This window comes from Streptomyces sp. NPDC058864 (assembly GCF_042742985.1).
Taxonomy (GTDB): Bacteria; Actinomycetota; Actinomycetes; order Streptomycetales; family Streptomycetaceae; genus Actinacidiphila.
Genome location: NZ_JBHYMQ010000150.1, coordinates 1 through 3,150, shown reverse-complemented (window position 1 = coordinate 3,150; position 3,150 = coordinate 1). Strand labels below are relative to the sequence as shown.

Sequence of the window (3,150 nt, the reverse complement as noted above, 5' to 3'; positions counted from 1 at the left end):
TCCGCTACCTGGTCGCCGGCGGCATCACCTGGCGGGCGATGCCCGCGGACTTCCCCGCCTGGGACCGCGTCTACGCGTTCTGGCGGCGCTGGCGCGACAACGGCCTGATCGGTGAACTCCACGACCGGCTCCGCGATCGCGTCCGCAGTGCCGAGGGCCGGGATCCGGAGCCGACCGCAGGCGTCATCGACGCCCAGTCGGTCAAGGGCTCCGCCTCAGTGCCGGCCGCCACGCGAGGCTTCGACGCGGGCAAGAAAATCAACGGACGCAAGCGGCACATCGTGGTCGACACCCTCGGACTGCTGCTGGCCGTCACCGTCACCGCGGCATCGGTCACCGATCGCGAGGCCGGGCAGACACTGCTGGCCCGGCTACGGCAGCGGCACTGGCGCGTGACGCGGGTGTGGGCCGACGGCGGATACACCGGCCAGCTCGTCGACCTCGCCCGCAGCATCCTGCGGATCGCCCTGACCGTGGTCAAACGCAGCGACGACACCAGCGGATTCACGGTGCTGCCCGAAAGGTGGTTGGTGGAGCGCACGTTCGCGTGGCTGATGCGCACCCGCCGCCTGGCCCGCGACTACGAGAGGCGCACCGACAGCTCGGAGGCAATGATCTACTGGTCGATGAGCATGGTCATGAGCCGCCGCCTCGCGAAGCGGGGACGCTGAACATCCCCGGGCTCACTTCGGCCAGCCAGCCCCGCGCCACCAGTCGCTTGGCCTTCGACCGCACCCCCTCGACCTTCGCCGGCACCGGCTGGAGACCAAGCGCCACCGCCAGCTGCCGGCAGTCCATCCCTCCACCACCCGGGCCGGCCACGATCTCCATGATCCGCCGGTAGTCCGGCGCCAGCACCACGGCCTCCAGGCCTTCCCGCCACACCGGCACGACCGAACCGCGCACCGCACCCGCCACCGTCACCGGCCGGTCCTCGGCCATTGTTACTGGTGCCTGTCCGCGGTCGCCCGGTTCCGCCAGGACCTGCCCGAGCGTTTCACGAGCGATCACGAACCGCTCCCACGCGGCCTCCGCCTCACGCAACTCTGCCTGCAGAACCTCCACCCGCTGCCGGGCAGCACGCTCCCTCTCCTCCAACAGCCCCATCACCGACGGCATCCGGCACCTCCACCGAAGAGACGACACGACACGTCATCCCTGCCGCCGAACCGCCGACATCATGCCTGACCAGCGGAAACGCAGCGATCACCTACGGAAAGACAACAACTTCCAAGACCCGGGCACAGTGCAGGGACAGCACCGATGCCCGTCAGACCCCCTCCAGAGGAGAAGTCCGACCCGTCCGCACCGAAAAACAGGGCCCTGACCAGCCGCAACGCGCGCCGCCGCCACGTGGACCCGCAAGTGATAGTGCAAGCAATACCGCAAGGGATATTGCAAGCGCCTCCGGAACCGCCTCCACGACCACGAAGGCCGGAACGGGCCCGTTCCGGCGAGCCGTTGAGCCTGTCCCGAGCCCAGCCCGGGCGCGCCGTCTCATGCCAGGCCGGGGTGGGCGCCGGCCGCGCAGCGGGGCGGCGTCCCGCCGTCGGACCGCCCAGCGGCGGGGAAGCGTTCCCAGCAGAACCCGCCCGCCTCATCCCACCTCTCCATCCTGCTTTTGTGGCGTTCAAGGGGGCGGTTCCAGGGAAAGTCAGCGCCGCAGACTCCGCTCACCACCAGATGCGAACTGCAACGACATGCCCGTGAGTCACGGCAGACCCGCAGGTGATGGCGCAGGCAATAGTGCAGGCGTTGCCGCAGGCGATGGCCAGGCGTTGTCGCGGACCAGGACCGGGGTGCACGCGATGGTGCACGGGATCGTGCACGCCATAGCGAACGGGATGGTGCACGGGGTGGTGTCGGGTGCGCGGGGCTGCGTCGTTGAACACTCCAAGCACAGCCCCGCTTGGCCCCCAGGGACACATGGACCTGGGGGTCACGTGCTGCCAGGTGCGTAGAATCCATGGCCATGCCCGCTTCCGTGTCCTTGCCGGTGCCCGCGGCTGTCACCACGCCCCGTCGGCCGGTGCGCAGTCGGGTGCGGCATGGTCAGGCGTCGTGTGCGGACTACGGCTGCGCCCGGCCGGTGTGCCTCAAGGCCGCGCGCCGTGCCCGCTACCGGCGTGAGCGTGACCATGCTGCTGGTCTGCCGGCCCGTGTAGAGCCCGCTCAGGCTGCAGAGCATGCCGCCCTGCTCCGCCGGCGCGGCATGGCGGCGCAGGACATCGCGGACGCTTCCGGGATCTCTGTCACCCTCGTCCGGCGTCTGCTGCGCCCACCCGCTGCCCGGCCCGGCCGGATTGCCCGCGCCACCGCCGACGCCATCCTCGGCATCCACGCCCCGGCACCCCACACCCGGAGCAGGGGCGCGAGCCGTGGTGGGCGGGGCTTGACCGACGCCACACACGCCGCAGCCATACTCAACGCCCTCGCCGCGGCCGGGTGGCCCGCCACCTACCTCGCCGCCCGCCTGGGCATCAGCCCCCAGACCATCGCCGCCATCCGCGACCAGCGGCGCCCTCATCTGCGGATCCCGCTCGACCAGCGCATCCGCCGCTTGTACCCAACACTCGCTGGCAGCAACCCGGCCACGGCCGGGATCCCACCCGGCACCATCGCCCGCGCCCTCGCCCACCACCAACGCCGAAACACCACCGGGCAGCCACCGGCCACGCCAGCGTGAACACCGGCGAGGGGCCTCCAATGGCACCGGAGCCGAGGACCGGTCAGCTCTGATGACCGAGGGCGGCCGCCAGCAGGTTCCGGACCTCGGTGACATCCCGGCCCGTACGCTCGGCAACCCCCGCCACGCTCTCCCCCGCCTGCACCGCAGCAACGATCGCCTCGTTCAACCGCCGACGCGCCAACCGCACCGCAGCCTCCGCCTGACGCAGCCCCGCCACCGCTGCCTCCAGACCCCCCGGGCCCGAAGCCTGCCCGTCATCACCAGCCATCACCGCCCCATCCTGACAGAACCCCACAACCCGGCCCCACAGTTGTGAGAGGTCGTTAAGTCCGATCTTCCCTGGTTCGCGATCGCTCGATCGTGTTTCTGATCCTCGTCCCGGCCGACTGCTCGTCATGTCCATGCTGGGATGCGGGCATGGAGCGAAGACCGTATCCGAGCGACCTATCGGATGAGCATTG

At 70.5% G+C, this 3,150-nt stretch carries 4 protein-coding genes; 2 read left to right on the top strand and 2 right to left on the bottom strand.

Annotated features, from left to right (window positions below; all coding sequences use genetic code 11):
• On the top strand, nt 1-671 hold a 671-nt coding region (locus tag ACFW3D_RS42025; protein ID WP_500513758.1), incomplete at its 5' end, for an IS5 family transposase.
• On the opposite strand, the gene ACFW3D_RS42020 is transcribed toward ACFW3D_RS42025, so the two are convergent.
• Nucleotides 637-1,011, bottom strand: a complete 375-nt coding sequence (locus tag ACFW3D_RS42020; protein ID WP_500513757.1) for a hypothetical protein — start codon at nt 1,009-1,011, stop codon at nt 637-639. The genes ACFW3D_RS42025 and ACFW3D_RS42020 overlap by 35 nt on opposite strands.
• A gap of 1,381 nt (nt 1,012-2,392) precedes the next feature.
• Here ACFW3D_RS42020 and ACFW3D_RS42015 point away from each other — a divergent pair.
• A complete protein-coding gene (locus ACFW3D_RS42015; protein ID WP_500513756.1) occupies nt 2,393-2,686 on the top strand; it encodes a hypothetical protein in 294 nt (97 codons plus the stop codon).
• 43 nt (nt 2,687-2,729) lie between these two features.
• On the opposite strand, the gene ACFW3D_RS42010 is transcribed toward ACFW3D_RS42015, so the two are convergent.
• On the bottom strand, nt 2,730-2,957 hold the full coding sequence (locus ACFW3D_RS42010) for a hypothetical protein (protein ID WP_500513754.1): 228 nt from the start codon (nt 2,955-2,957) through the stop codon (nt 2,730-2,732).
• Nucleotides 2,958-3,150 lie beyond the last annotated feature (193 nt).

Excerpts from the sequence above, each read along its gene's own strand:
- ACFW3D_RS42010 (WP_500513754.1), bottom strand. The coding sequence starts at position 2,957 with ATGGCTGGTGATGACGGGCAGGCTTCGGGCCCGGGGGGTCTGGAGGCA.